At 43.1% G+C, this 2,362-nt stretch carries 3 protein-coding genes; 1 reads left to right on the top strand and 2 read right to left on the bottom strand.

Annotation, left to right across the window (positions count from 1 at the left end; genetic code table 11):
- Positions 1-938, top strand: a 938-nt coding sequence (locus GMD4S_RS11885) for a sodium-dependent transporter (RefSeq protein WP_008291701.1), incomplete at its 5' end; no start/stop codon positions are given.
- Positions 939-978: 40 nt separating this feature from the next.
- On the opposite strand, the gene manA is transcribed toward GMD4S_RS11885, so the two are convergent.
- The gene (manA, locus tag GMD4S_RS11880) at positions 979-1,923 is read right to left on the bottom strand and encodes a mannose-6-phosphate isomerase, class I (protein WP_001294305.1); all 945 of its coding nucleotides are present in this window, start codon (positions 1,921-1,923) and stop codon (positions 979-981) included.
- Between the two features lie 256 nt (positions 1,924-2,179).
- The coding region (locus GMD4S_RS11875; protein WP_000302104.1) for a SemiSWEET family transporter at positions 2,180-2,362 on the bottom strand (183 nt) is incomplete at its 5' end.

Here is a 2,362-nt window from a genome sequence, read left to right as displayed (position 1 = left end):
CTTCAATCATTTCAAATCCAGCCATTGCCCTAGGAGCTCAAGCAGCCTTTATCTTGTTGAATATCTTTATTGTATCACGTGGGGTTCAAAAAGGGATTGAAAGAGCTTCGAAAGTCATGATGCCGCTGCTCTTTATCATCTTTGTCGTCATCATCGGGCGCTCTCTCAGCTTGCCAAATGCCATGGAAGGGGTTCTCTACTTTCTCAAACCAGACTTTTCAAAACTAACTAGCGCTGGTCTCCTTTATGCTCTGGGACAATCTTTCTTTGCTCTCTCACTAGGGGTTACAGCCATGCTGACCTATGCATCCTACTTGGACAAGAAAACCAATCTGGTCCAGTCAGGGATTTCCATCGTAGCCATGAACATCTCGGTTTCCATCATGGCGGGACTAGCCATTTTCCCAGCCATGTCATCTTTCAATATCCAGTCGGAAGGGGGACCAAGCCTGCTCTTTATCGTCTTGCCTCAACTCTTTGACAAGATGCCTTTTGGAACTATTTTCTACATTCTTTTCCTCTTGCTTTTCCTCTTTGCGACGGTTACTTCCTCTGTCGTGATGCTGGAAATCAATGTGGGCAATATCACCAACCAGGACAACCGCAAGCGTGCTAAATGGAGTGCTATTTTAGGAATCTTGACCTTTGTTTTTGGAATTCCTTCAGCCCTTTCTTACGGTGTTATGGCGGATGTTCACATCTTTGGGAAGACCTTCTTTGATGCTATGGATTTCTTGGTTTCCAATCTCCTCATGCCATTTGGAGCTCTCTGCCTGTCACTTTTTACAGGCTATATCTTTAAAAAGGCTCTTGCTAAGGAGGAACTCCATCTCGATGAAAGAGCATGGAAACAGGGACTTTTCCAAGTCTGGCTCTTCCTTCTTCGTTTCATCATTCCTATTATCATCATTGTGGTTTTTATCGCCCAATTTATGTAAGCAAAAAGGACTTGAGTAATGAACTCAGGCCCTTTCTTTTTTATGGATGGCTAACAATCAATTCCAAACCTTGCCCTTCTAGGGTCCAAGTTTCAACATCACTTGGTAGGATAAAGTGGCTGCCTTTTTGGATTGGATAGTTTTTCCCGTCAACAGTCAGCTGACCCTGACCAGCCAGGACACTAAATAAGCTGTAGTCAACTGTCTTTTCGAAGTCAACTTTGCCAGTGATTTCCCACTTGTAAACGGCGAAGAAATCATTGGATACAAGGAGAGTGGAACGTAGATCATCTGCTTTGATAGTTACAGGACGGCTATTGGCAGGCTCTCCAATGTTTAAAACATCGATAGATTTTTCAAGGTGAAGTTCACGCAAGTTGCCCTTGTCGTCCTTGCGATCAAAGTCATAAACACGGTAGGTGGTATCGCTAGACTGCTGGGTTTCAAGAATCAAGATACCCGCCCCGATAGCGTGCATGGTACCACTTGGTACATAGAAGAAGTCTCCAGCCTTAACTGGCACTTTTGTCAACAGCGCATCCCAGTTTTTATCTTCGATTTGCTGGCGGAGTTCTTCTTTTGATTTGGCATTATGGCCATAGATAATCTCTGAACCTTCGTCTGCTGCGATGATATACCAGCATTCTGTTTTTCCAAGTTCGCCTTCATGTTCTAATCCATAGGCATCGTCTGGGTGAACTTGGACGCTGAGCCAGTCATTAGCATCGAGAATCTTGGTCAATAGTGGAAACACAGGTTCTGGACGGTTACCAAACAATTCACGGTGTTCTGCATACAAAGTAGCTAGGTCTGTTCCCTCGTAGCGACCATTAGCTACCTTAGAAACACCATTTGGGTGGGCTGAAATAGCCCAGTATTCTCCTATTTTTTCACTCGGGATGTCGTAGCCAAACTCATCACGTAGCTTGGTTCCACCCCAGATTTTTTCTTGCATAACTGATTGTAAAAATAATGGTTCTGACATGTCGATCTCCTGTCTGATTTTTCTCCCCTCATTATAGCAAAAAAAGAGTTCGAATTGAACTCTTTTTTCTATTTTATAAAGTAGGGAGAAGATTTTGTAAAAATAGTAACGAAACAATCTCTTACTTGATGGAGGAACCCCTAAAGCAGCAATCAGAAAGCTCGCTGTCAACGGCTATTCTCCTCAACTCTCATTAGACTTTCTTTACTTGAGAATCTATTTTTATGTACAAAAAAGACTGAAACCAGTCTTCTTTTTAAATCAAAGCTGTGATAGCCGTTACCAGACCAAAAATGATACCTGGCGCATTAGCAGCCGCAAGGGGAATATCTCTTTCTTTCTTGAAAAGACCGTAGTAAACCCAGAGACTACAGTTGATGGCTGCAACCAAGGGCTGGATAAAGTTCCCTTTTTGACCAGCCAGGTTGTTCATAATTTG

The sequence above is a fragment of the Streptococcus sp. GMD4S genome, assembly GCF_000296955.1.
The sequence above is the reverse complement of the archived record's forward strand: the minus strand, read 5'-3'. Positions and strand labels throughout refer to the sequence as shown.